Origin of the sequence: Pedobacter kyungheensis (genome assembly GCF_000812965.1) — a bacterium.
GTDB lineage: Bacteria > Bacteroidota > Bacteroidia > Sphingobacteriales > Sphingobacteriaceae > Pedobacter > Pedobacter kyungheensis.
Window position 1 is genome coordinate 1 of the sequence record NZ_JSYN01000010.1, and the last position, 24,778, is coordinate 24,778.

Annotated in this window: 20 protein-coding genes; 7 read left to right on the forward strand and 13 right to left on the reverse strand. The window is 40.5% G+C overall.

Annotation, left to right across the window (positions count from 1 at the left end; all coding sequences use genetic code 11):
• Positions 1 to 56 precede the first annotated feature (56 nt).
• Positions 57 to 500 carry a putative signal transducing protein gene (locus OC25_RS09630; RefSeq protein ID WP_039474981.1) on the reverse strand — a complete coding sequence of 148 codons (444 nt, stop codon included), beginning with the start codon at positions 498 to 500 and terminating at the stop codon, positions 57 to 59.
• A 107-nt stretch (positions 501 to 607) separates the two neighbouring features.
• Positions 608 to 1,945, reverse strand: coding sequence for a GH1 family beta-glucosidase (locus OC25_RS09635; protein ID WP_039474984.1), 1,338 nt, complete (start codon positions 1,943 to 1,945; stop codon positions 608 to 610).
• Between the two features lie 100 nt (positions 1,946 to 2,045).
• Here OC25_RS09635 and OC25_RS09640 point away from each other — a divergent pair, with 100 nt between their 5' ends.
• Positions 2,046 to 4,586, forward strand: a complete 2,541-nt coding sequence (locus tag OC25_RS09640; RefSeq protein ID WP_039474986.1) for a T9SS C-terminal target domain-containing protein — start codon at positions 2,046 to 2,048, stop codon at positions 4,584 to 4,586.
• A gap of 101 nt (positions 4,587 to 4,687) precedes the next feature.
• Here the strand turns inward: OC25_RS09640 and OC25_RS09645 are convergent, their stop codons facing one another.
• From OC25_RS09645 to OC25_RS09660, 4 genes are all read right to left on the reverse strand, one after another.
• Entirely contained in the window at positions 4,688 to 6,082 is a 1,395-nt protein-coding gene (locus tag OC25_RS09645; protein WP_039474991.1) for a c-type cytochrome domain-containing protein, read from the reverse strand.
• Positions 6,083 to 6,089: 7 nt separating this feature from the next.
• Positions 6,090 to 7,022: a sugar phosphate isomerase/epimerase family protein gene (locus OC25_RS09650; protein WP_039474993.1), complete on the reverse strand. Its 933-nt coding sequence runs from the start codon at positions 7,020 to 7,022 to the stop codon at positions 6,090 to 6,092.
• A gap of 375 nt (positions 7,023 to 7,397) precedes the next feature.
• Complete coding sequence (locus OC25_RS09655; RefSeq protein ID WP_039474997.1) at positions 7,398 to 8,909, reverse strand: DUF1501 domain-containing protein; 1,512 nt, start codon at positions 8,907 to 8,909, stop codon at positions 7,398 to 7,400.
• Positions 8,910 to 8,919: 10 nt separating this feature from the next.
• A complete protein-coding gene (locus OC25_RS09660) occupies positions 8,920 to 11,652 on the reverse strand; it encodes a DUF1553 domain-containing protein (RefSeq protein WP_425339064.1) in 2,733 nt (910 codons plus the stop codon).
• 238 nt (positions 11,653 to 11,890) lie between these two features.
• Here OC25_RS09660 and OC25_RS09665 point away from each other — a divergent pair, with 238 nt between their 5' ends.
• On the forward strand, positions 11,891 to 12,763 hold the full coding sequence (locus OC25_RS09665) for an AraC family transcriptional regulator (protein ID WP_039475409.1): 873 nt from the start codon (positions 11,891 to 11,893) through the stop codon (positions 12,761 to 12,763).
• Between the two features lie 16 nt (positions 12,764 to 12,779).
• Here OC25_RS09665 and OC25_RS09670 read toward each other — a convergent pair whose 3' ends face one another.
• Together OC25_RS09670 and OC25_RS09675 are read right to left on the reverse strand one after the other, a co-directional pair.
• Positions 12,780 to 13,220 (reverse strand): hypothetical protein, encoded by a 441-nt coding sequence (locus OC25_RS09670; protein ID WP_039475006.1) that lies wholly within the window; start codon positions 13,218 to 13,220, stop codon positions 12,780 to 12,782.
• 95 nt (positions 13,221 to 13,315) lie between these two features.
• Positions 13,316 to 15,130, reverse strand: a complete 1,815-nt coding sequence (locus tag OC25_RS09675) for a MutS-related protein (protein ID WP_039475009.1) — start codon at positions 15,128 to 15,130, stop codon at positions 13,316 to 13,318.
• Positions 15,131 to 15,172: 42 nt separating this feature from the next.
• On the opposite strand from OC25_RS09675, the gene rlmH reads away from it, so the two are divergent.
• A complete protein-coding gene (rlmH, locus tag OC25_RS09680; protein ID WP_039475012.1) occupies positions 15,173 to 15,646 on the forward strand; it encodes a 23S rRNA (pseudouridine(1915)-N(3))-methyltransferase RlmH in 474 nt (157 codons plus the stop codon).
• A 67-nt stretch (positions 15,647 to 15,713) separates the two neighbouring features.
• Positions 15,714 to 15,839, forward strand: a complete 126-nt coding sequence (locus tag OC25_RS28450) for a hypothetical protein (protein ID WP_279615730.1) — start codon at positions 15,714 to 15,716, stop codon at positions 15,837 to 15,839.
• Between the two features lie 60 nt (positions 15,840 to 15,899).
• On the opposite strand, the gene OC25_RS09685 is transcribed toward OC25_RS28450, so the two are convergent.
• Entirely contained in the window at positions 15,900 to 16,439 is a 540-nt protein-coding gene (locus tag OC25_RS09685; RefSeq protein ID WP_039475015.1) for a DUF5606 family protein, read from the reverse strand.
• A gap of 135 nt (positions 16,440 to 16,574) precedes the next feature.
• A complete protein-coding gene (locus OC25_RS09690; protein WP_039475018.1) occupies positions 16,575 to 17,036 on the reverse strand; it encodes a peptidylprolyl isomerase in 462 nt (153 codons plus the stop codon).
• Positions 17,037 to 17,270: 234 nt separating this feature from the next.
• Here OC25_RS09690 and OC25_RS09695 point away from each other — a divergent pair, with 234 nt between their 5' ends.
• The gene (locus OC25_RS09695; protein ID WP_039475412.1) at positions 17,271 to 18,452 is read left to right on the forward strand and encodes a hypothetical protein; all 1,182 of its coding nucleotides are present in this window, start codon (positions 17,271 to 17,273) and stop codon (positions 18,450 to 18,452) included.
• 283 nt (positions 18,453 to 18,735) lie between these two features.
• A complete protein-coding gene (locus OC25_RS09700) occupies positions 18,736 to 19,467 on the forward strand; it encodes a porin family protein (RefSeq protein ID WP_039475022.1) in 732 nt (243 codons plus the stop codon).
• Between the two features lie 82 nt (positions 19,468 to 19,549).
• Here the strand turns inward: OC25_RS09700 and OC25_RS09705 are convergent, their stop codons facing one another.
• From OC25_RS09705 to lpxK, 3 genes are read right to left on the reverse strand one after another with little or no spacing between them, the layout of a single operon-like run.
• Positions 19,550 to 21,559, reverse strand: coding sequence for a putative porin (locus OC25_RS09705; protein ID WP_039475026.1), 2,010 nt, complete (start codon positions 21,557 to 21,559; stop codon positions 19,550 to 19,552).
• Position 21,560: 1 nt separating this feature from the next.
• The gene (locus tag OC25_RS09710; protein ID WP_039475029.1) at positions 21,561 to 22,376 is read right to left on the reverse strand and encodes a purine-nucleoside phosphorylase; all 816 of its coding nucleotides are present in this window, start codon (positions 22,374 to 22,376) and stop codon (positions 21,561 to 21,563) included.
• The gene (gene lpxK, locus OC25_RS09715; RefSeq protein WP_039475033.1) at positions 22,348 to 23,409 is read right to left on the reverse strand and encodes a tetraacyldisaccharide 4'-kinase; all 1,062 of its coding nucleotides are present in this window, start codon (positions 23,407 to 23,409) and stop codon (positions 22,348 to 22,350) included. Before lpxK ends, OC25_RS09710 begins: the two co-directional genes overlap by 29 nt.
• Positions 23,410 to 23,598: 189 nt before the next feature.
• Between lpxK and OC25_RS09720 the strand changes: the two genes are divergently transcribed.
• Positions 23,599 to 24,738, forward strand: a complete 1,140-nt coding sequence (locus tag OC25_RS09720) for a sterol desaturase family protein (protein ID WP_039475036.1) — start codon at positions 23,599 to 23,601, stop codon at positions 24,736 to 24,738.
• The last annotated feature ends 40 nt before the right edge of the window (positions 24,739 to 24,778 follow it).

Consider the following 24,778-nt stretch of genomic DNA (forward strand, 5'->3'; position numbering starts at 1 on the left):
AAGATTGCTTCGTCGGCTGAAAAAGCCTTCTCGCAATGACGGGATAGATAACTAGATTAACTCCTTTCAAATTCATAACCACAATCATAACAGTGGTAACATTTATTAGCCTGAATAGGTGTAGTAAGAGTTAAAAAAGCCAATATGGTTGCCCATACACTGTGTTTTTTATCGGTAGCCATTCCATAACCCACATTCTTAGATCCGCAATTGATGCAGGAAACAGCGCTTACTTCTTCTTCCGTTTTATCAGCTTCATCTGCATATTCGTAAACCATGTCGCTGTGATCTTCGGCCAGCAAAGCATTAATGGCTTCTACATCACGCTCAAAAACAATCAGTTTAACACCACCTATGGCCTGGTTATAAAGCGGCTGAATGGTAGAAACATTTTCATCGGCCAGAAAACAGGCAAACCCGCTATCTTCTAATCTGGCTTTGATAATATTGGCTTCGATGGGGTTGTAATAGGTACTGTAAACCAGGGTACGGTCGTTCATGGGTGAGTTTTATGATTAGCGAAAATTTTAAGTCTCTGTTAAGATAAAGATTTTCAGCATTTGTTACCAACAACTTAGTAATAATCTATGTAGCTTTCCCAAAGGATCTAAGCTTTTAAAAACTCCTGCCACCAATATCCCGAATATTTTATTGTTCTTTTTAAGGTATGAAAATCGGTATAAACCAAACCAAAGCGTGCATTAAAACCCTCCGCCCATTCAAAATTATCCATCAATGTCCAGGCCATATAACCGGTAATATTGATACCCTCGTTTTTAGCCTTTAGCAGTGCGGCCAGGTAAAGTTTAAAATAATCGATGCGCTCAGCATCTACAACATTTCCATTGCTCAGCTTATCGTGATAGGCCGCACCATTCTCGGTAATCATGATGTTTTTAACATGAGGATAGCTGGCAAACTGCTTAACAATATTGTAAAAACTATCAGCATTAATTTCCCAGCCCATAGCCGTATGTGGTTTTTTGCGGCCTTTAGCTTTCACCTCCCAGGCTTGTATTACCGGGATAAAGGCATTGTATTTTACGGTTAAAGGAAAATAATTTTGCAGGCCGATAAAATCGAAGTCAAACTTCATCCTGTCCTGCAGTCGCCAGGTGCCGTATTCCATCTGGAATTTTTCGAGTACATCCCAATCGGCAGTTGGAAAGCCCATGCCCTGGGCAGGCTCAACAAATAAACGGTTCATTAAACAATCTACCCGTTTGGCAGCCAGTATATCGTTATCACTCTGGGTATAGGGCAGTATTTCGGAGCAGGAATAGGTTGTACCAATATTGACTTTGGCTACCTCAGCACGTAAAATTTTACCCCCTTCGGCCTGTGCCAAGGCAGTATGTAAAACTGCCGGAAAGAAGTTACTTAAGCCTGTTTTACCTGGTGCATGTACCCCCAGCATGTAACCCAAAGAGGTGTAACCAAAAGGTTCGTTGAGTACAATCCAGTTTTTTACTTTATCGCCATATTCAAGCGCACAAATGCTTACAAAAGCATTAAAGACTGCGTTTATGCTAAAGCTGGTCCAGCCCCCTTCATCTTCAAGCGCCTGAGGTAAATCCCAATGGTAAAGCGTAACATAAGGAATAATGCCCTGAGTAAGGCATTCATCAATCAGGTTATGGTAAAAGCGGATGCCTTCCTGATTAACTTCCCCCCTTCCCTGTGGTAAAATCCTCGACCAGGCAATAGAGAACCTGAACACCTTAAAGCCCAGCAACTTTACCAGTGCAATATCCTCCACATAGCGGTGATAGAAATCGCAGGCCGGATCTAATTTATGATTTCGTTTTATTTTACCGCTTTTTGCCGCGAATGTATCCCATATAGAAGGGCCTTTGCCATATTGACTGGCTGCGCCTTCTATTTGTACCGCAGCTGCAGCCACACCCCAGGTAAATTTCGGACCAAAATCGCTTGCCTTAATCATTTGCTATGCATTAGTTGCCATAAGTTGCAAGTTTAATATTAACAAATCATTAACAATCAAAATGATTCGAAATGAATGCAATTTTTAATATTTTTACGATATGCGCTTTTCATTATTTCTCACGTTTTTTGTATCACTGAACCTTTCTGTCTTTGGAAAGTTTGCACCCCCTGTTAATGATGAACTGATAAACGCCATCAATATTACCAATACAAGTGCCTATTGTAGCGGTGATGCCGAATTTAACAATTTAGAAGCCACTTCAAGTAACTATAATAAAGCTTTAAGCTGGCCTGCCGTTGGCAAAGATGTTTGGTTTAAGTTTACGGCATCTAAATTCGATGTAAATATTTCTGTTACCGGAAAAATCAATACCAACGATGCAAATACTTTAGTTAATCCCCTGGTTGCCCTCTACTCGTTTGATGCTACAACAGGTTCTATAAGCGAGCTTCCCGGCACGGTGGCCACCTCAAATAATGTCAGTTCGTTATACAAAGGTGCTTTAAGCGTTGGACAAGTTTATTATGTAAGGGTAAGTGCGGCTAATGATGCTACCGGTACTTTTAAACTTTGTATCGATAATTATTTCCCACCCATAAAACCAGGGCAGGATTGCGGAACGTTTTCGGTACTGTGTACAAAAGAAACCTTTACACAGTTAAATGTTAGTGGTACGGGAGCAAATAATCACGAATCAGCCGGAACTTGCCTGGGTACAGAATCTAACTCGGCCTGGTATATGTTTAAGGCCGCCAAACCCGGCGATTTTACTTTCGTAATAACGCCAACAGTTACCACAAACGACATTGACTGGATTTTTTATGATTTAGGAGTGAATGGCGATTGTAGTAAAATAAGTGCCGCAACTGCCATACGTTGTGCATCGGGTAGTGGCGTAACTTGTAGCCCTTCTTATTATAAAACCGGATTGAGTATGACAGAAACCGATTTAACAGAATCATCTGGCTGCCCTCCCGGTCAAAATGGTTTTGTAAAATATGTCGAGCTCGAGCAAGACCATGTTTATGCCATACTTATTGATAACTTTTCTTCGGGAAACAATGGTTTTACCTTAGAATTTGATGGTACCGCTGATTTCGCAGGCCCAACTGCCGAAATTGATGTTCAGAAAATAAATCCCTGTACGGATAGTCAGGCATATATTTTTGAAAGTAAGTCTACTAACTTTGCGTCGTTAAAATGGTCGTTTGGTGAGGGGGCAAGTTTGGCATCGGCTAACACCACCGGTCCTTTTACCATCACTTATAATACCCCGGGAGAGAAGGTTGTAGTTTTAGAGGCTAAGGGTACAAATGGCTGTAACGTAGTAACTACCCAAACTTTTATTGTTGCAAATACGCCTGCTAAACCAGCGATAACTGCTTCAAAGGTTAATTTATGCCAGGGAGATGTGTTGAAGTTATCAACGCCGTTTTTAAATTTAGCTACCTATCACTGGTCGGGGCCAAATGGTTATACTTCTGAAGTTCAAAACCCCGAAATTCCGGCTACGGGACCGGAAATAATTGGCACGTATAGGCTTTACGTTCAGGTTGGGGATTGTGTGAGTGAGGTAAATTCTGTCGATATTTTATCTGTCGATTTAAAGCCTGAAGCCGAATTTTCAATTGTTGTTAACAATAAATGCGAGCCAGATCAGACCTTTTCGTTTGTTAACACTTCTAAAAATTATACGAAACTCACCTGGGATTTTGGCCCGGACGTAAAAAGCCAGCTGGCCACCGCTAACGACAGTAAAATATTAACTTTTGCATCAACCGGGCTTAAAACAATCACTTTAACGGTTGAAACCAATAATGGCTGTATTTCTACGATTAGCAAGGATATTTTGGTTGAAATAAAGCCCGAAAAACCTGAGATTAGTATGAATCAACCTTTATTTTGCATTAAAGATGTGATCAGGTTATCGGTACCCGAACAGGCTGGTATAACTTATGCCTGGAGCGGACCAAACAATTATAGCGCAACCACAAATGCGATAGAGATTCCCATTACAGACTTTAATCAGGCAGGAAGATATGAGGTTGTATTAACCTCAGGAACCTGTAGCTCCGACCCTGCCAGTATTATTGTTCCACCTATTGCTAAAATTCCGGTTGCTAATTTTTATACCGACCCCACCTTTAACACCAAATTTGCGGCTCCCATCCCCATAACATTTACCAATACATCGCTTTATGGCGATTTTTTTGAATGGAATTTTGGCGATGGCCTTATTTCAACAGAACAAAGCCCTACACATATATTTCAAAGTGAAGGGGTATTTAGCATTACTTTGACTACATTTTCTAAAAATGGCTGCTCAAATTCAGTTACTCAGGGAGATTTAACTATCAAAAAAAATGCATCTACATTTGTTCCAAACGCTTTCTCTCCAAATGGCGATGGGATTAACGATGAATTGATTATTGGCATAACCAACCTCAAGAAATATCGTGTTCAAATTTATAACCGTCTGGGTAACCAGGTTTTCTTTACCGATAACATATTTGAAAACTGGAATGGTACTTTTAAAGGCAATCCGCTGCCTGTTGGCGTGTATTATTACGTAATATTTGGTACAAACATCGCCAATAATAGTGTTAAATATTCGGGTTCGGTAACGCTGATCAGGTAATCAGATTTAATCAATGACACAGTTTATTGAATAGACCCACCTTTTAATACCTCGGAGCTACCTTTTTTTGCCGGTTTTCAACCGGCGAGGTTATCAAAAAACTATGGAGCCTTAATTACAGCCGTATCTTGCGCCAGCACGGGTACTTTATAATTGCCTGTATCCAAACTTACTTTTGGCAATAGTTGCTTTATTTTCAATAAATCGGCCCTGTTTATATTGGTTTGGTACACGTAAAGGAATTTCAGGTTTTTAAGCTTTTTAAGTTGATTAATGCCACTTAAAGTAACCTTTGTACCTACCAGACTGAGTGATTGCAGCTGATCTAAATCTTTAAGCTGCGCTAATCCCGCATCGGTAACGGCGGTATAGTTTAAGCTCAGCCGGGTTAAGTTTTTACAATCTTTAATTACTTCGAGTGTTTGATCGGTAACCTTTCCATTTTCTAATTTAAGCCAGGTTAACTGCTTTTTTATCGATTTAATTAAATCCTGAACCTCTTTACCCATCGAAGTAGCATTGATAAAGTTGGCAGACAGGTAATTGGTATTTTGTGCAACGGGAAAGACCGAAATGCCCAAATTGGTAAATTGCTGTAATACTTTGTTATCAACGGCATCCACTTCTTCAACCGGAATTTCACTTGCTTTAACTTCGCCATTTTCAGTTTCACCCTTTTGCAATGCGGCCAAAACAGGTTTTATCATTTCGGGTTGTGGCAATTCTTTAAATTTCTTTTTAAAATCTGCCCCATTATCAATCCACCATTTTAATAAGGTAATTTCGTTGGGCGTAAGTTGTGGTTTCTCTTTTGGTGCCATGTGGTCTTCATCTGTCAGTGGCAGCAGTAACCTTTTAATCAGCTCGCTTTCATCGGCTTTGCCTTTTATTATGGTATTTCCGTCTTCACCTCCTTTTAAAATAAATGCTTCTTCATCAAGCCTTAATTTCCCTTTTTGTTTTTCGCTTCCATGGCAGCTGTAACAACGGCTTTTAAAAAGTGGCTGAATGGCATGCTGATAAACCAAAGCTTCCTGCACATTGGCAATTGGTGGAATTGCTGCCCCTGCCTTAGCACCGTCTCCTTTTAATGGAGCGGTTAAATAATCAGCTCCATGCGTTAATGAACCACCCAAATGCCCGGTAATAGAAATCAGGATGATTAAAATGCAGCTAATGCTCCCCAATACCACATTAGATTTAACTTTCTGGTAAATAATTAGCAAAATGAGCGATAAAACGGCCACACTAATGCCCATCCATTGGTGATTACTCACCAGCTTGCCATCGTAATCTCCACCATTGGCCAAAAAATATCCGGTAAGACAGGAAACAACAGCGCTAAGCATGCCCAACAGGAGCATGACGGGAAGTGCCGGCTTTAAACCGGCGAATTTCGTCTTAAATGACAAAATGATACAAATACAGGCAAGCAGTAAGATCCCGATTGGAAGGTGTACAAAAACCGGGTGAAAGCGACCGAAAAACTCTAGCATCTTTTAATTATTGGTATCTCTTTCTTAATAAATTCATCATGTGCACATTAATTGCCCACTGATCGGCAACCGGTTGGCGGGTATAAGGCAGGGTAGGCATATAGTCGGCCGGACCAAACTCAGTTAGTATGGTCATACGCTCTCCATTTTGTTTTTTACGTGCAATTACTTTATCCCACCAGGCCAAATGGGCTTCCAGTACTTTAGTCCATTCGGGTGCCCGCGGATCGTTAACCTGTGGCCCTTCGGGATGCCCTACGCGGGAGTGGATATGATCTGTTTTCTCTAAAATAAAGTCGATAGTTTCTTTCTGATCGCTCAGTAAACTTTCGTGTACGTTACACCAGTGCGAAATATCTAAAGTAAATCTTACTTCCGGATTTTTTTCTGCAAAATTTCTAGCAATAGGCGCTGCAAACATCATCCGACCACGGTGCGTTTCGTGGTAAATGGGAAGACCCGTAGATTTTCTTTTGGCGGTTACATAATCAATAATTTGTTTATTTTCTTCGTAACTGAAATAATCTTTACCCGAATGGCAATTGATATATACCGGCTTTTGATAGGTGTTTGCACAAATGGCATCTAAACTACTTTTAAATGAGGCTAGATGTTCTTTAATATTTGCTTGCGATCCGGCACATAAAAAACCTATTTCTAATTTATGTTTTTTTACGGCATCGAAAAGTTCTTTTACAGCATTGGCTTCGCCTGGCCACCAAACCTCAATACCATCATAACCTTCTTTTTTGGCTGCAGCACAAAATTCATCTCTCGTACCTGCAAAGCCCCAATCGGTTTGCATAAACAATAATTCATATCCTGCTTTTGCCTTTACACGGGTAGCTTCACTTGCTTGCAGGTTATTAATTGGAGCCAAAAACGAGGCTGCCGTTACAACTGCTGTATTTTGTAAAAATTTTCTTCGGGTTTGAGACATATTTTATTGGTTCATTTGTTTAGTTGTTCATTAGTTCACTTTTTATTCGTTCACTAGTTCATTTGTCATTAGTTCATTAGTCATTGCAAATTGCCAACTGCAAATTGCTTATTGATAATTGGTACTTACAAACTGTTAATTGCCAACTGAAAACTGGTAACTACAAATTGCTTATTGATCATTAGCCCTCCCATCGTCATTGCGAACTGAAGGGTTGAAGTATGTGCGTAATGTGAAGCAATCTTTTATTCGTTCACTAGTTCATTAGTCATTGGTTCATTCGTTATCGCCCTATTGAGTATTGGTTATTGAATATTGGTTATTGGTAGTTGTTAACTGCAAACCGTTAACTGTAAATTGTTAACTGGTTACGCGCTAGGCCACAATCTCCGAAATCACTTTACCCCCTACATCGGTTAGCCTGAACGGGCGCCCCTGGAATGGATAGGTAAATTGCTCGTGGTTAAAGCCCAGCTGGTTTAAAATGGTAGCCTGGATGTCAAAAGCATCTACCTTACCACTGATCGCACTGTAACCAATTTCATCAGTTTCGCCGTGCGTAAAGCCTTTTTTTATACCGCCACCGGCCATCCAGATGGTAAAGGCTTCGGTATGGTGATCTCTACCTTTAAACGGATTTTGTATGCCGTTACGGTTTTCCATCATTGGCGTACGACCGAATTCGCCGCCCCAAACCACCAGCGTTTCTTCTAAAAGACCGCGTTGTTTTAAATCGAGTAGCAAAGCTGTAATCGGCCTGTCGATACTTCTGCATTTATTTTTAAGTCCGATGTTGAGCGAGTTGTTTGGATTATCGCCATGCGCATCCCAACCCCAATCGAACAGCTGAATGTAGCGTACGCCTTTTTCTACCAGTTTACGTGCAAGTAATACGTTATTGGCAAAACAAGATTTTCCGGGCTGTGTACCATACATTTCGTGAATGTAAGCTGGTTCATCGTTAATATTCATCACTTCCGGTGCCGAAATCTGCATACGGTAAGCCATTTCATATTGAGCAATCCGCGATAAAATTTCAGGATCGTTATACTCCTGGTATTGCTGTTCGTTGGCTTGATTAATGGCATCTATTGAAGCCTTCCGCAAATCGCGGTTCATGCCATCAGGATCTTTAATAAACAGTACCGGATCGCCCTCGCTCCTGCATTGTACGCCCTGATAAACGGAAGGCAAGAATCCACTGCCCCAAACGCTTTTTCCGGCATCGGGGAAACTGCCACCACTGGTAAGCACCACATAACCGGGCAAATTCTGATTTTCAGAACCTAAACCATAGGTTACCCAGCTACCAATACTCGGCCTGCCCAAACGTGGCGTTCCGGTATGTACCAGTAGTTGCGCGGGCGCATGGTTAAACTGATCGGTTTTTACCGCTTTTAAAAAGCTAACATCATCAACCATTGTAGAAAAATGCGGCAGGTTATCGCTCACCAAAGCACCAGACTGACCATGCTTGGCAAAGTTGGCTTGTGGCCCAAGCATTTTAGGCACACCGGTAATAAAAGCAAATTTCTTTCCTGCTAATAACGATGGCGGGCAATCCTGGCCATCCATTTTCATCAGTTCGGGTTTAAAATCGAATAACTCTAACTGCGAAGGTGCGCCAGCCATGTGCAGGTAAATTACACTTTTGGCCTTGCCCATCATGGGTGGCGATTTTGGCAACAGCGGATGCGCGGGATCGTAAGCAATTTTAGTTTGCGGACTGGAAAAAAGATTACCACAACTACCCAGCAGCGAGCCCATAGCCAAAGCCCCTAAACCCATTGCGCTTTCTTTTAAAAAATGTCGTCTCGAATGCAGGCGCGCATTGGCCTCCTGTGCTTCCTTAAGTAATCTGTGTGCGTTTAACTCGTCTCTTGTCATAACCGGTCCCTTAATTTTTGGTAACTACCTCATCCAGGTTTAACATGGCATTGGCCACTAAAACCATCGCAGCTTCTTCTGGTTTAAATTTCTTCTGCTTATCGCCCATAAATGCCGACGCATCTGTTGCATTCTTTTTAAATGCCTGAAGAGCTTTTGCATACAATTCTTCAAATACTTTTAACCTGTTTTGCGGAATGGTTTTATACAACATCAATTCATATCCTTTCGAAATTTTGGCCGCATTGGTATTTCCGCCTATTTTTTCCATTCGCAAGGCTAGTTTTCTGGCCATATCGATATAAACGCTATCGTTTAGGGTTACCAGAGCCTGCAACGGCGTATTGGTGCGAATACGCCTTGGGCTGCAAACCACTCTCGATGCGCCATCGAAAGCAATAGCTGATGGATATGGTGCGGTACGTTTCCAATAAGTATATATGCCTCTGCGGTACTGATCTTCACCTCCACTGGTGCGCCATTTTGCACCGTTGTATGGCGAAAACCATATCCCTTCGGGTTGCCATGGCATTACCGGCGGACCATACATTTTATTGCTTAACACCCCACAAACGGCCAGACTCTGATCCCTGATCTGTTCGGCACTCAACCTCACCCGCGAACCACGGGCATAAAATTTATTAAAAAGGTCTTTTTCTTTTAGTTCTTCAGTTACCTTACTATCCTGGCGATAGGTAGCCATCATCACCATTTCTTTGAGCATCTTTTTAACACTCCAGTGGTATTGGTGCATAAACTGATAAGCCATAAAATCGAGCAATTCCTGATGGGTGGGTGCCATACCCTGTGTACCCATATCTTCTAAGGTTTCTACCAAACCCGCGCCGTAAAGCTGTTCCCATAAGCGGTTTACCATGGTTCTTGATACCAGCGGATTTCGTTTATCGGTAAGCCACATGGCAAGGCCCATTCTGTTATCAGGTGCATTTTTAGGCATGGCAAAAGCCAGCGAATTGGGTACCCCTACTTTTACCTCTTTGCCTTTCGAAGTCCAGGCACCACGCTCAAACACATAGTTTTTACGCTTCATGCTTAGTGGATTTTCGACCATAACAGGAGTTGTGGGCACCTGTGCATCCATCAAATCGGTAAAGGTTTTCTTTCTGGCTAAATATTCTGGTTTATCTTTTCCAGGGAACTGTTTGGTAAAATAAAACCAATCGAAGTACACCATAAATTCATCGGGATTTTTTACCGAAGCATTGCTGTATTTCAGATATACATCGTGTACGCCACTTTGCTTAGGAAAATCGACAGTTACATTTTGGTAGCCCTGGCTTTGCGGCACTTTCCACGATTTAAGCTCAGGTCCATTAGGTGAACCCAAATGCAGACTCATGGTACCATCTGGCTTGCTGCAGTTGTAGCGCAATATCAGTTCATCAACACCTTCGAGGTTAACCGATTTTAACCTGGCCGAAGAACTGTTTTTAAAGAACAACGCAATGTTATGATTACCAATTACCGAATTCATCAGCTCATCGGCGGTGGTAGAGTTAATGGCTGGCTGACCGGTTTTTAAAAACAACTCAACCTCAGCGGCCCTTTCTTTACCGGCTACCGTTTTTACCCAACTGGTTAGCTGATTGAGTTCATTTTTCAGACTGTCGTTAAAATTTTTAAGCAAAGGGTATTCTGCCGATACATCTTCATCCCTGGTATTGTTAAAGTACGACATGAATTTATAATACTCATCATGTTTAAAAGGATCGTATGGATGGCTGTGGCATTGTACGCAAGAAAAAGTGGTACTCATCAATCCTTCCCAGGTAGCATTTACCCGGTCCAACACTGCAGCCGTTCTAAATTCTTCGTTATTGGTTCCTCCTTCATCATTAGTTGGGGTATTGCGGCTAAATGCGGTAGCTATGTATTGCGCATCGGTGGGGTTAGCAAACAAATCGCCGGCAATCTGATCGGTAATAAACCTATCGTAAGGCATATCTGCATTGTATGCTTTAATTACCCAATCGCGATAGCTCCAGATATTCCGGTTTGGATCGCTTTCGTAACCTTTGGTATCGGCATAACGGGCTACATCGAGCCACATAGAAGCCCAGCGTTCGCCAAATTTGGGCGAAGCCAGTAAGCTGTCGACCAAAATATTGTAAGCTTTTTCTTCATCTTTGCTGTTCAGGTAAAATTTGGCCAGTTTATCCGACGGATAGGTACCAATCAGATCTAAACTTACCCTACGGAGTAAAGTAGCCTTATCAGCTGTTTTGGCTGGTTTCAGCTTGTTTTCTTCGAGTTTGGCAAAAATAAATTTATCCAGATCGTTGCGTACCCAATCATTATCTACATCGGGCACTTCAGTTGGCTTTACACTAATATAAGCCCAGTGATTACCCCACTTAGCACCTTGTTTAACCCAATCACTTAATATTTCGATTTCATCGTTATTTAAAGCAGGGTGTTTATAAGGCATCCTTTCTTCCGGATCGTTAGATTTCAGGCGTTTAATAAATTCGCTGTCTTCCGGATTACCGGGGATAATGGCGGGTTTACCGCTTTTGGTTTTGGCCAAAGCCTCTTCCCTGAACAGTACGCTAAAACCTCCTTGTTGCTTAACGCCACCATGGCAGGCTATGCACTTTTTATTGAGAATGGGCTTAACCTGCGAATTAAAATCGATTGCTTTCTCAGCAGAAAAAAGTGAAAAAGCAATTAAACCGATCACAATTAGCGTAAAAGCTGATGCAAATAGTATTTTCCTCTTCAATAACATTTGTGTGTGTGTATTTAATACAGAAACTTATCCGCGGTAAAGCCTGCCGTTTAAATAGCTGAAATTACTATGGGAACTTATATCTGGTTAAAATAAATAAGGGCCTAATCCCTTTTAAATCAAAGGTCAATATAAATATAAAATACAAAAATGCATTAACTTGCGCAAAAGATGGATTATATTACTTTTGTAAAGCCAAATCAATGCCTTCAAATACCTGATGAAAAAACAAATGATTAGAAAAAAAGATGGTTTTGAGGATCAAAGATCAATTATTGTTCCGCGAAATGTGTTAGCTAAGCAATGTATTGGTAACGAGATCATCAATAATCTTTATATTACCAACATTGGTTATTACCCCAAAGCACAGAACCATTACCGCAAAAGAATTAACGGGGCCGAACAGCACATTTTGATTTATTGTTTTGAAGGCAAGGGAAACGTTTGCCTGGAGCAGGTTAATTATCCGGTTGAAGCCGGTAATTTTATCGTTATTCCGAAAAAAAAGGAACATGTTTACGAAGCCGATCCTGTTTTACCATGGACAATTTACTGGTTTCACTTTTCAGGTCCGGGGGCCGATCTGCTGGTAAGTCAGATGCAAAACCCTAAAGCTTATGGCGGTTTTAGCGAAGAAAGGAATACCCTTTTCAATACCATTTACAGCCGTTTGGAAAGAGGCTTTAGCCGTGAGAATATGATTTATGCCAATTTGTGCTTTCATCAGTACATCGGCGAGTTTATTTATGCCGACAAACACCTTGCAAACGATAGAGAGCTTGTACCGGATAAAGTGGAAGAAACCATCGATTTGATGCGCAATAATATTGAAAAGATGATGAGTTTGAAGGAAATGGCACTGGCGGTTTGCCTCTCCCCTTCACACTTATCGGCTATATTTAAAAAGAAAACAGGCACCTCGCCTATTGATTATTTTAATCAGCTAAAAATCCAGAAAACAACACAATACCTGCTTTTTACCAACCTGAGGATTAATGAAATTGCACAGAAAATCGGTATTAATGATCCCTACTACTTTAGCCGGCTTTTTTCAAACGTGATGGGAATTTCGCCCAAGCAATACCGTGATAACAGGTTTAGCTGATTATGCTGTTAGCGATTTATACTTTTTCTACTCCGCCCGTTATTAACAGATCATTGCGAAGTGGAAAAGCCTTCATACAAATAAACATGATTAAAAAAGATGGCCCATAAGTAACCAGAAAACCACTGAACGGATAACCGTCCAATTTACCAAAGACCAACAGGTAAACAATAAAAACAATTACTGAAGTTAGAAACGCCCTATTGGTAATTTTATGTTTATTATAGATTCCGGCATTTGCCTCAGCCATCTTCTTGCTATAAAATAAAAGCGCGGTAAATGCCATTACCACAAACACAGCGCCATCACTTATATTGAAGTTAAATTGAAAGTTGTAGTTACCACTTATCAGTGGAATCGATCTAATATAAGCCATCATTACGGCAAAGGTTACCGGGAGGCAAAGTACCAATGTGGTTATGGTTACTTTAGCGGAATAAAGGAGCGCTTGTTTCATAAAACTTAAAGTTACATGAATATTTAAAATTTTTCATGTTGAATTGAAATACTCTGCAGAACCTAAAGTGTAAGCTGGTAACAGCTTACACCACGTTAATCTAAAGTCAGCCCAATCTGTTTGAGTAAAATGGCCGCATTAAAGGTTTTGCATGGCCCTTGTTTCAGCAGGTAGTCAAATTTCATTTCGCCGTGGCTAATCTGGATATCGAAATGGAAATTTCGTACTTCAGTTGGATAATCGTTAATCAGATCTGCCAGCTGTAAATCGTGCGTAGCAAAGAGTGCTGGTGTTTTTTCGGCAATCAGCTTTTCAACAAATACTTTCGAACCCAGATATTTATCGCGGCTGTTGGTTCCGCGCAGCATTTCATCAATCAATACCAAAGTATCTTTATCGCGCACTACGTTTTCTAAAATCATTTTCAGGCGGTTTAGCTCTGCTTTAAATGTCGAAGTACTTTCGTTCAGCGAGTCTTTAATCCGCATGTAGGTGTTAATCGAAAAAACAGATAATTGGAGGTTGCTGGCACAAACAGGTGCACCCGAATAGGCCAAAACCATATTAATCCCCAGCGTACGCAGGAAAGTACTTTTACCTGCCATATTGGAGCCGGTTACAATATCAACCGTTGGGTTTTGGTTTACATGAAAATCATTATCTACTCTGAGCTCTCGACGGATAAGCGGATGACCGATTTGTTCGGTTTTTAACGCAAACTGCTCCATTACTTCAGGGAAAATCCAATCTGGCTGGTTATAAGCGGTAGTAGCCAGCGAAATCAGTTCTTCAAAATCGCCCAGGTGATTCAACGCCGCAATCACATCTTTTGATGAAGATTTGTACCAGATATCGAGATTTACACAACATTTTAAATCCCACAGCAAAAGTGCATTCAGTATACCTCCTACCAGGATATTGAGACGGGCATCAAAGTTCTGGATAATTTTAGACAGACTTTTAATTTCCTGGCTTACCGGAATACGCGAATCGAATAAGCCTAAAATGTAAGCACTCTTCCAGTTTTGATTTTCTGTCCATAAGATCGCACTGGCATAGCCATTTAGCAAACCCGAACTGCCACCGAAACTATAAAATACCTTATTAATTTTAGCGCTAAGCAATACATTCCAGCCGGTGTGGATGACAAACACCAATGCCAGCAGTTTCCAAAAAGCACTGCTGATGATAATGGCAACCAGAATTAAACCAAAAGTAACAAAGGGTACCAGCTTAACATAAAAGCGCAAAAATTTACCTTTCACAAATTCCAGTTGTGCCCCCAGCTGCAGTTTTAACTGCAGTTTAATTTGCTCTATTTTATCGGGATCGTAACCGTGCAAATTGGCCCTGAAACTGTAGGTCTCCTCAATTTTAGTGATTATTTCTTTTACCGCTTCCTGGCGGCTTAAAATGATATCGCGTGCCGATTTATTGGCCAGCTTTTTCGCCAGCACATCGTTACCGTTTTTGGTACTGCAGCGATTCAAAAGGGCAAATAAAGAGGCTTTCCCAAAAATATCGAGATCGGAAGTGTAAGGGTGAGTTTCAGATTCGAATGCGGTGCCATGGTCGTAACCATTCTCTATACCGTTTAAAACATTCCATTCGTTCTGGTACACCCACAACAACTGTTTTTTGTAATCAATTTCGAGATCGAGCTTACTTTGCTTACGTACCACATAAGCAAAAGCAATTACAGGTAACAACAGGGCAATTTGTATCAGGGTACGAAAGCCATCATCAGCAGAACGTACCAGTAAAACAAAAAATAAAATCTCGACCAGGAACAAACCTACCCTTACCAAAGACAGTTTATCAATTAATTTTTTAGTCTGATTGATACCATCAGTAACCGCCTTAATTTTTTCGCTGTAACCTGATATGATCTGTGCTTGTAATTTTAACATTATATTTGAATCTCGAAATTCTAAAGATAGGGAAAATATTAAATGAAGATTACACTCATCGCCATTGGCAAAACCGAAGATAAATATTTAATAGAGGGGATTGATAAATACATTAACCGCTTAAAACATTATATTAACTTCAGTTTTTTGGCCATACCTGATGTAAAAAATGTAAAAAACCTTAGCGAGGCGCAACAAAAAGCCAAAGAGGCAGAGTTGCTGCACAAACAGATTAACAATGGCGATATGGTAATTTTGCTGGATGAGAAAGGAAAGAAATACTCGTCCGTTGAGTTTTCCAATTATTTAAACAAACAGATGATTGGCAGTGTTCAGCATTTAATCTTTATTATTGGCGGACCTTACGGATTCGACGAAAGTATTTACAAGCGGGCAAACAGTTTAATTTCGTTGTCTGATATGACTTTCTCGCACCAGATGATCAGGTTGTTTTTTGTAGAGCAACTTTACCGCGGATTTAGTATTTTGAAGGGCGAGCCTTATCATCACGCTTAAAGGAAGATGAAAAAGGTGGGTGAATATGGAAAAAGGAAATAAAAATCATCATTAAATAAAAGAAACGATGTTACTAGATAAATATAAACGGGAATACAGGTACAAAAGTAACCAGGGCGGCAGCAACAAATACTTATGGATCAGCATTATTATTTCGCTGATTATCGGTGGTTTAATCTGGTATTTCGGGTAAGCGCATAAAAAAACACCAGACAAAATGCCTGGTGTTTCTTATCCTTTTGCAATAAAAAGCTTAAACGCCTTTTTTGCTGGTCATATTTGCTTTTTTAGCCGGGGCCGAAGTTTTAGTAGTTGCTTTTGCACTGGCAGATGCCTTAGCACCGGTAGCTTTTACTTTTTTATCAGCTGTTTTTTCTTCAGCTAATTTAACCTCTGCAGCTGTTCCTGGTGTTTCAGGAGCTTCTTCTGTAAACAAAGGAAGATCTTTAAGCAAGTTATACCAGGTAATAATTTTCTTCATATCCGAAGCATAAACTTTCTCCTGATCGTGGCCTGGGGCTACTTCAAGAAAATAAGCACGTAAATCGCCTTTTAAATCAGGTGTGCTTCCTTTAGCCGAAATTTTGGCAAAAATATCAGCCAGTTTAATTTCTTCTTCTTCACCATAAACCGTAATATCTTCTAACGAAGCTAATTTGGTGTTGGTGATGTTGGCTACAATTTTAGTTTTTTGAGCATCTAAGCTTTCTAAAATGTAACCTACTTTATTTTGTCCAACCAGTTTAAATAGACCTGGTCTGCCAGATACGGCAACAATTCCTCTTAAGTTCATATGTGTATGTGTTAAGCGGCCAGCGGTTGGCGTGTAGCGTTACAAAACGTCAGGCCAAACGCTTAACGCGTTAATATTTTGCTTGGTGCGAAGTGCGGAGAGCGCTATGCTCAAAGCACTTGGCGCTTTGCTTTCTTAATCTTCTAAAACTTCAATGTTTACAATCTTATCGCCCTGACGGATATCATCAACAAGGTCTACATTTTCGATAACTTTACCAAAACAAGTGTGGTTACGGTCTAAGTGTGCTGTATTTGTTCTGCTGTGACAGATAAAAAACTGCGAACCACCGGTGTTGCGGCCAGCGTGTGCCATTGATAAAACACCACGATCGTGATATTGGTTATCGCCATCTAATTCACAATCAATTTTGTAACCCGGACCACCAGTACCAGCTAAGTGTGCAGTAGCAGGGTCTTTTGAATTCGGACAGCCACCCTGAACCACAAAGTTTGGAATTACACGGTGAAAAGTTACTCCATCATAAAAGCCTTCTTTAGCTAATTTTTTAAAGTTTGCAACGGCTTTTGGCGCATCGTTATCGTAGAATTCTACGGTCATTTCGCCTTTTTCTGTTTTTATTATTGCTTTACTCATCTTAATATCGGTACTAATTTTTATAAATCTGTCCACTTAAAAGCACGAAGTTTTTTAAGTAGAGGGCAAAAATAACAAAATTGTATAACTTATAACACCATTAAATTTTTCTATCCAGTATAAATGAGGTATTTTAGTATTTTAAGTAAATCGGCTGTGGCAAAGAAATATTATATCCTCCTCATCTGTATGCTCTGTGCTATGGGACTTAAGGCTTCATCATTATTAATTTATATGGATGAAGACCAGAAGAACCACCTTAAAGCGTATGGTATAGCTTATTGGACCATTAGCAAACAAGTTGAGGTAGACTGGCTTTTAAACTACCGCGGAGGCAGTTTTCTGATCAAATACAATAAAGCCGTAGAAGACGAACTGAAAATCAGAGGTGTATCTTACGAGGTAATGGCCGATGGTAAAGTAGTGAACCTGTTAAACGAAATCAGCGATCCATCAGTTAACATGGAAATGGTAAAACTGGAAAAAACACCCAAAATTGCCGTTTACTCGCCCAAAAGTAAATTACCCTGGGATGATGCTGTTACGCTGGTTTTAACTTATGCGGAAATTCCTTACGATGTAATATACGACGATGATATTTTGCAGGATAAACTGAGTAAATACGATTGGCTCCACCTGCATCATGAAGATTTTACTGGTCAATATGGCCGTTTTTGGGCTAATTTCAGATATGCCACCTGGTACCAGGAAGATGTAAAAAATCAGGAAGCTTTGGCCAAACGCATGGGTTATAAAAAGGTATCTCAAATGAAACTGGCCGTAGCCAAACACATTAAAGAGTATTGTGCAGGCGGTGGTTTCCTTTTTGCCATGTGCTCGGGTACCGATAGTTTTGATATTGCACTGGCCGCCGAAGGGGTAGATATTTGTGCCCAGATGTTTGATGGTGATGCCGTCGACCCGAATGCGCAATCGAAGCTTGATTTTAACAAGGCATTGGCTTTTCAAAATTTTACATTGGATAACAATCCCATGAACTACGAGTTTTCGGATATAGATGTTACGCAAACGCGCACGCTGAACCAGACGAATGATTACTTTACGCTTTTCGATTTTTCGGCCAAATGGGATTTGGTACCTACCATGCTTACCCAGGACCACGATAAGGTAATTAAAGGGTTTATGGGTCAAACCACTGCTTTTAAGAAAAGTCTGGTTAAAACAAGTGTAACCGTGTTGGGCGAAAATAAAGGTGCTGCAGAAGTGCGCTACCTGCATGGCGAAATTGGCAAAGGTCAGTTTACTTTTTACGGTGGTCACGATCCGGAAGATTACCAGCACGCTGTAGGTGATCCGCCAACGGATCTAAGCCTGCACCCCAACTCGCCTGGCTACCGCCTGATCTTAAACAACGTACTTTTTCCTGCAGCCAAAAAGAAACCGCAAAAAACATAATTTCTGTACCAATCAATTCTGGCACTATACATTTTTTGCCTTACATTACTTGATTTTAATGCTGTATTCCTATTCTGTATACAATAGGGAACAAAAATCTATTGCGCAACGCAGCACCGTAATCATACCAAATAACCAGGAATACCATACTGTAAACCAACGCCTTACAAACCGATTTGTAACACACTTGATACTTTGGCACAGCTTTTGGAAAAGAGGGATTAATTAACAACAGGTAAAAAGCCTGATTTTTTAAACAAGATCTTTCTAAAAGAAAAATATTATGAAAAAGTTATTATTAAGTGCATCGGTTATTTTATTGGCAACAGGTGCTTTCGCACAATCAACTACAGGTACTACTTCCAGATTTGGTATTAAAGCCGGCGTTAACTTAGCTAAAATTCATTCAAGTGGAGATAACGAATCTCTCTACAATGACAATGCTAAAAACAATGTTGGCTATAATGTTACTGCTTTCGGTGATTTTGGCGTGGCCAATAACTTCTTTATTCAGCCTGGAATTTCGTTGCAAAACAAAGGGGTTAAATTTGAAGGCACCAGTAGTGCAACTGTAGGATCTACTACTACAACTACTACTTCATCAGTAAAAACAAATGTAATGGCAATTGAAGTACCGGTTAATGCGGTATTTAACATTCCAACCGGCGATGCTGGTGCAGTGCAAATCAGTGCCGGTCCGTATATCGGATTTAACATTTCTGGTAAAAACAAAGGAAATACCACCACTACTACGGTAAATAACAACACCAATTCGAGTGTAACCAGTACCAGCAGTAATGACAGGGATTTAAGTTTCGGTAGCGCAAATGATAAAGATCAGACCACTACAGATTTCGGAGCAAACTTTGGTTTAGCTTATCGTACTTCATCAGGTTTCTTGGTAGGTGCTAACTATGGTTTAGGTTTATCTGATCTGACTCCAAAAGACAGACAAGCTAACAGCAATAAATTTACCAACCGTGTGCTTGGATTTACGGTAGGTTATTCTTTCTAAGCAATAAAAAATACCTATGAAAAACAAAAACCTTCCCGGTGTAATATCGGGAAGGTTTTTTTATGCGCTTTAGTTAAACTGCCTAATCGTAAAAGTTCCAGCTTACACCAAATTTCAGCAAAGCATCTTGCATGGGATAACGGTTTACAGTAAAGTATCCCTTTTGGAAAAGGCCCTGGTTTACGAAATCGTATTTAACAAAAATATTAGCCCGCCTTAAATTGGCCTTAAAAAAGACATCTACAATTGGCTTGGATGGTAAATTAACCGGGTTAGCTTCATCAATGTAAAATTGCGCGGTAGCCGGCGAATATAAATAGTTGGCATACTCAGAATTGTACCGCACATCAAAACCAATATTTGCTTTCAGCACTTTAAAAAAGGTATTATTGAAATAAATACTGTTGTAGGTGTAAATTTCAGGGGTTCTTAAAACGGCGTTTTTATCTGTTTTTTGGTAGGCTACATAATTTTCTAATGCGAACTTACCAAAACGCCATTTCTTTAATACATCAATTCTGATTAAACTGATATCTGCAGTAGCCTGTTTAGGCAGGATAGCGGTTGTTCCATTACTGTGATCGGCACCAAAATAGAGGTAATTACTGGTTAAGAAATATTTTGCACCGGCAGTAAGGTCGTATTTATCGTTAATGTAGTTGAAAGACAGGTTCAGGATTTTAGTATTTTTAAAATCGTTATTCGTCCATTTGTAGTGGTTTCCGTGGTAATAATCGTAAATCGCAGCCGGGCTTTGGTTTTGTGCGTATGCCCCCAGCTCAATGCGGCCAATGGTTTTACCCAAAAGGATTTTACTTTTGGCTTCATACAGATAATCGCCGGCATTTTCGCCCTGCAAAATTTGCTGTAAATCTAAATTAAAATCGACATTGGTTGAGAAACGATAGCCCGCAGCACCCAAAACGGTAATGTTCTGATAGTAGGCACGGCTTTGCTCATAACTGGTACCATCCAGTTTAAGACCCAAAAATTCATGTTTGAAATATTCGTGCCTGATCCCCGCATCAACCTTTAGCTCGTTTTTAATTACCGATGAGTTTTTAGGCCTTAAAAAGAAGCTGTAAATAAACTCATTTTTAATGTGCAGCACACGGGTCGAATCGTTGGTAAAAGTAGTGCTGGCAATTCCCGGCGGCAACACATTTCTTACATCGCTTTCATTTTTTAAAAAATCGTAGGTATTGTTATTGTACTCAAAAGTGTAAGTAACCTTATTGGTGGGTAAAACAGCATTATTGGCATTGGCAGAGGTATCAATCCTGCCAACATAATAGGTCTGCTTTAAAAACAAGGTGTTTTTCTTGTAAATATTTCGGGATGCTGAAAGATTTACCGGCTCGGCCTCCCTGCTGATTGTTGCATAATTAGCATTAAATATTGAGTCGGCAGAGGCTACCGATCCGTTTTCATAAGCACGCATGTTATTAAAAATTGCCGAAGCCCACATGTTATAGCGTTTGCTTGGCGATTGGTACCAGGAGAATACGGCCACATTTAAGTTATCGCCCCGTTGCCTGGCATAAAACCCTTTCGAATCGGCGCGGTTAAAGTTTACGCCCACATTCCAGTTGCGCTTAATATTTTGGGTATGAATAGCCCTGAAAAGCTGTTCTTTCTGTCCGGCACTTACAAAATACAGGCTGGTAAAGGGCGTCCGGGCCTGATAGTAGATGATATCTTCGGGCGTTAAGGCGTAGTAATCGAGCGAATGGAAACCTGCATCGAAACCTATGCGTTTGCTGGGCTCAAAAAGCAGCGGTCGGGCAGCAAGCCCCATATTACCATTACTAATGGTTGGGTGGGTGGGCTGTAAAAGCGGACTATAATTCTGGATGTTAACCGTTGATGTATCCAATGGCAACAGCACAATGCTATCTTTAGTTAAAGAAAGCTTGGTAAAACGAATATATTTCGCTGTAAAAACTACCGTATCTTTACCCCCATCCAACTTTTTCCTAACCGAATCGAGTTCTTTATTGGTGCCTACGCTCGTTTTTAAATCTTGTGCAAAAGCTTTATTGATGCCCAAAAGCACTGCAATCAAAAAACAGATCTGAACAATATTACGCATTTTACAGTTCGGCAATTAAGCGGGTTAAAATTTCGGTCATTTTAGGCTCGGCCTTAGCTGCAGCCTCTAAAATTTCGTCTAAGTTAAAAGGTTGTAAATCTTCAGGGAAACCTTCGTCGGTTAATACCGAAATAGCAAATACAGGTAAGCCGGCGTGGTTGGCCACGATTACCTCGGGCACAGTACTCATCCCTACGGCATCGGCACCAATTAAACGCAGGTACTTATATTCGGCCTTGGTTTCTAAATTAGGACCAGAAACGGCTACATAAACACCTTTATGGCATTTTACATCTACATCTTTGGCTATTTCTAAAGCTTTGGCAATGATGGCGCGCTTATAGGGTTGGCTCATGTCTGGAAAACGTGGCCCCAGTTCGCTTTCGATCAAACCCCTTAGCGGGTTATCTGGCTGCAGGTTAATGTGATCTTCAATAATCATCAAATCGCCCTTTTTAAACTCGGGGTTTAAAGAGCCCGCAGCGTTAGAAACAATCAGGTTTTCGATTCCCAAACCTTTCATTACACGCACAGGAAAAGTAATTTGCTGCATACTGTAACCTTCGTAATAATGCAGGCGACCTTGCATGGCTACAATTTTCTTCCCGTTTAAGGTACCAAAAATGAGTTTGCCACTGTGAAATTCTAAAGTAGAAATCGGGAAATTGGGGATATTGGAATACATAAGCTGATGCTCCACCTCAATATCTTTTACCAATCCACCTAAACCAGTACCTAAAACAATGCCAATTTCGGGTTTAAAGTTCTCTGTTTTACGTTTTATATATTCAACGGTTTCTTCTATTGCTCTTAACATAATCTAAAATGAGTTCGTCAAAGGTAATCTTATCTTCTTCAAATAATTCAACCTCGATGGGTAAATAATATACGGGTAAATTTACCAGTAAATCCTCAAATCCGGTAGCTCTTAAACGCTTGCTATCCTTTTCTGTTGTGATAATGATTTTTTCTTTTTTTGTTCCGGCTTCAAAAGCTGATTTTAACTTACTGATATCGGCCGTTTTAAAAGCGTAATGATCGCGAAAGGCCTCATGTTTAATGCTCTGCGTATATTTTTGCAGTTCTTCAATTAAAGGTGCCGGATTGGCAATACCGGTAAGCAAAAAAACTTCAAAATCTTTAATGGATTGAAGCGGAAGGCTATCTTCCTTATACAGGTGCTGTAACTGGCCATATTTTAAATAAGCATGCAGCACAGGTTGGTTATTGTTGGGCTGTAGTTCATTTATCGATGCCTGCTGTGCAACATGTAATAAGGGCACCGGCGATTTGGTAACCAAAAGCACATCGGCTCTTTTGCGCGAGGCAAAAACATCCCTTAAATTTCCTGCAGGCAATAAAAACTGTAGGGTACCCAGTTTCCTGAACTCAAAAAGCAAAATATTAAAACCTGCTTTAATGGCACGATGCTGAAAAGCATCATCCAGAATAATTACATCGTGGTTGTTTTGCAATTGCCTCACTCCTGCCACGCGGTCTTCGCATACCGCTACGGTAACCTGCTTAAATTTTTGGTAATATTGTAATGGTTCATCACCGATAGTTTCAGCTGTAGCGCGGTGATCAGCCAGAATAAAACCTTTCGTTTTACGCCCATAGCCCCTGCTTAAAATGGCCACTTTATAACCATCCAGCAGCCTGACTAAATATTCGGTTGTTGGCGTTTTTCCGGAACCACCAACGGCAAGGTTGCCTACGCAAATTATTGGCAAATCGAACGATACGCTGCGCATGATCCCCCAATCGTAAAGTTTTTTCCGGAGTACAACGGCCATAGCATAAACCCATGAAAAAGGAAGCAGCAGAAGACGTAAATAATTAACTAGCATAGTGTCGTGTTTTCAAAAATACTGATTATTTAAAAAAGAACGGCATCGCTTTTGGCAATGCCCTTTAAATGAACCTTTGCCACTTAAAAATGTTTGCGTAATCTTATCCAGACTGAACACGAGTGTGATTTAAATTGACAAGACTAAATTTTCTTTATATACTTGTTGTTCTATCAAAAACGTAAACGCATGTCTCCAAATAAACGCTTAGTAGTTGGTCAAGGTCAGATTAGTGGCTACATTTCTATATTTTTAGCTGTTTTAGCCTTACTTGGCATCCTTTGTTTCCATTATCCTGAAAAACTAACCACGCCGGAGTTCCGCGAGGTGTACACGAAAGACAGCATGGAAGTGCTTATGCTGGGTGGTGTTATTGCTGCATTCTTCTTTTCGGCACTGAGTATTATTTTAAGCAAAAAATTAAAATGGGCCTGGCCAGGTTTCTTACTGGCAGCTTTAGCCGTTTTATTGGGGGCTTTAAGTGTTGAAGGTCGCGATGTTGCCAAATCAAACTGGCATTTTGGCCTAGACTGGATGATTTTGGACTTATTGCTGATGGTGGCCATTTTTGTACCGTTAGAGTTATTTTTCCCAAAAAACAACAACCAGACTAAGTTTCACGAAGAGTGGCGCACCGATTTAACCTATTTTGTGATCAGCCATTTATTTATCCAGTTTTTTGGCATTGTAACCCAAAAGCCTGCAATACTCTTTTTCGGCTGGATGGGTTTAGATAAAATTCATACCTGGGTGCAAAGCCTGCCATTTGTTGTGGCGCTGTTTCTGGCTTTCTTCAGTACAGATCTTTTCCAGTATTGGGCACATCGTTTTTTCCATACCAAAGTAGCACTGTGGCGTTTTCATTCCATTCACCACTCTACCCAAAACATGGATTGGCTTGCTGGAAGCCGCACGCACTTTATCGATATCTTTTTTACCCGTGCCATGACTTTCATCCCTTTGTATATACTGGGTTTTTCGTCAACAGTGTTTAATGTTTACATCATTTTCATTGCCATTCACGCGGTTTTAATCCATGCCAACACGCGCATTAATTTCGGACCGCTCAAATACATCTTCACCACACCGCAATACCACCACTGGCATCATTGCGAAGACCCCAAATATTATGGGCATAACTTCGCTTCGATATTTCCATTTATTGATATGATTTTTGGCACCTATTATTTACCCGGAAAAGAATGGCCAGCCGGAACAGGTGTACATGAAGCGGCCTACCCGAAAGGATTTGTGAAGCAAACCATTTATCCTTTTACCAAAAGCCCTTTCGATACCGATTTGAATATGGAAGAACGGAGTGATAGATAAGCTTATTGTATGATTAATGTGGTTGGTGAGGACACCAACC

Excerpts from the sequence above, each read along its gene's own strand:
- rlmH (WP_039475012.1), top strand. The coding sequence starts at position 15,173 with ATGAAGATTACACTCATCGCCATTGGCAAAACCGAAGATAAATATTTA.
- OC25_RS09710 (WP_039475029.1), bottom strand. The coding sequence starts at position 22,376 with ATGTTAAGAGCAATAGAAGAAACCGTTGAATATATAAAACGTAAAACA.
- OC25_RS09630 (WP_039474981.1), bottom strand. The coding sequence starts at position 500 with ATGAACGACCGTACCCTGGTTTACAGTACCTATTACAACCCCATCGAA.
- OC25_RS09690 (WP_039475018.1), bottom strand. The coding sequence starts at position 17,036 with ATGAGTAAAGCAATAATAAAAACAGAAAAAGGCGAAATGACCGTAGAA.
- OC25_RS09635 (WP_039474984.1), bottom strand. The coding sequence starts at position 1,945 with ATGATTAAGGCAAGCGATTTTGGTCCGAAATTTACCTGGGGTGTGGCT.
- OC25_RS09665 (WP_039475409.1), top strand. The coding sequence starts at position 11,891 with ATGATTAGAAAAAAAGATGGTTTTGAGGATCAAAGATCAATTATTGTT.
- lpxK (WP_039475033.1), bottom strand. The coding sequence starts at position 23,409 with ATGCTAGTTAATTATTTACGTCTTCTGCTGCTTCCTTTTTCATGGGTT.
- OC25_RS09670 (WP_039475006.1), bottom strand. The coding sequence starts at position 13,220 with ATGAAACAAGCGCTCCTTTATTCCGCTAAAGTAACCATAACCACATTG.
- OC25_RS09645 (WP_039474991.1), bottom strand. The coding sequence starts at position 6,082 with ATGCTAGAGTTTTTCGGTCGCTTTCACCCGGTTTTTGTACACCTTCCA.
- OC25_RS28450 (WP_279615730.1), top strand. The coding sequence starts at position 15,714 with ATGTTACTAGATAAATATAAACGGGAATACAGGTACAAAAGTAACCAG.
- OC25_RS09720 (WP_039475036.1), top strand. The coding sequence starts at position 23,599 with ATGTCTCCAAATAAACGCTTAGTAGTTGGTCAAGGTCAGATTAGTGGC.
- OC25_RS09655 (WP_039474997.1), bottom strand. The coding sequence starts at position 8,909 with ATGACAAGAGACGAGTTAAACGCACACAGATTACTTAAGGAAGCACAG.
- OC25_RS09640 (WP_039474986.1), top strand. The coding sequence starts at position 2,046 with ATGCGCTTTTCATTATTTCTCACGTTTTTTGTATCACTGAACCTTTCT.
- OC25_RS09685 (WP_039475015.1), bottom strand. The coding sequence starts at position 16,439 with ATGAACTTAAGAGGAATTGTTGCCGTATCTGGCAGACCAGGTCTATTT.
- OC25_RS09705 (WP_039475026.1), bottom strand. The coding sequence starts at position 21,559 with ATGCGTAATATTGTTCAGATCTGTTTTTTGATTGCAGTGCTTTTGGGC.
- OC25_RS09650 (WP_039474993.1), bottom strand. The coding sequence starts at position 7,022 with ATGTCTCAAACCCGAAGAAAATTTTTACAAAATACAGCAGTTGTAACG.
- OC25_RS09700 (WP_039475022.1), top strand. The coding sequence starts at position 18,736 with ATGAAAAAGTTATTATTAAGTGCATCGGTTATTTTATTGGCAACAGGT.
- OC25_RS09695 (WP_039475412.1), top strand. The coding sequence starts at position 17,271 with ATGGATGAAGACCAGAAGAACCACCTTAAAGCGTATGGTATAGCTTAT.
- OC25_RS09675 (WP_039475009.1), bottom strand. The coding sequence starts at position 15,130 with ATGTTAAAATTACAAGCACAGATCATATCAGGTTACAGCGAAAAAATT.